The sequence below is a fragment of the Streptomyces sp. NRRL S-495 genome (assembly GCF_000966955.1).
In the GTDB taxonomy this organism is placed as follows: Bacteria; Actinomycetota; Actinomycetes; order Streptomycetales; family Streptomycetaceae; genus Kitasatospora; species Kitasatospora purpeofusca.
The window spans coordinates 1-483 of record NZ_JZWY01000321.1 but is presented as its reverse complement, the minus strand read 5'-3'; the positions used below and the strand labels follow the sequence as shown (position 1 = coordinate 483).

Sequence of the window (483 nt, the reverse complement as noted above, 5' to 3'; positions counted from 1 at the left end):
CCGGATCGTCGAGACCGCCCCGGTGCACGAGCTGTACGCCAACCCGGCGCACCCGTACACCAAGGGCCTGCTCCGCTCGATCCCGCGCCTGGACCAGAAGGGCCAGGAGCTGTACGCGATCAAGGGCCTGCCCCCGAACCTGCTCAAGGTTCCGGCCGGCTGCGCGTTCAACCCCCGCTGTGACGTCGCCACCGACCTGTGCCGCACGGAGATCCCCGAGCTGCACCAGGTGACCGACAAGGACGGCAAGGAGCTCACCGGCCGCCGCAGCGCGTGCCACCTCTGGAAGGAGACCCTCCATGGCTGAGCCCATCCTGGAGGTCAAGGACCTGGTCAAGCACTACCCGCTGACCCAGGGCATCCTGTTCAAGAAGCAGGTCGGCGCCGTCAAGGCCGTCGACGGCGTCTCCTTCGAGCTGGCGAAGGGCGAGACGCTCGGTATCGTCGGCGAGTCCGGCTGTGGCAAGTCCACGCTGGCCAAGG

General features: G+C 68.3%; 2 protein-coding genes. Both read left to right on the top strand.

What is annotated here, in order from left to right; genetic code table 11:
- The coding region (locus VR45_RS17650) for an oligopeptide/dipeptide ABC transporter ATP-binding protein (RefSeq protein WP_045940736.1) at positions 1 to 307 on the top strand (307 nt) is incomplete at its 5' end.
- On the top strand, positions 300 to 483 hold a 184-nt coding region (locus tag VR45_RS17645; RefSeq protein ID WP_045940735.1), incomplete at its 3' end, for an ATP-binding cassette domain-containing protein. The genes VR45_RS17650 and VR45_RS17645, both read left to right, overlap by 8 nt.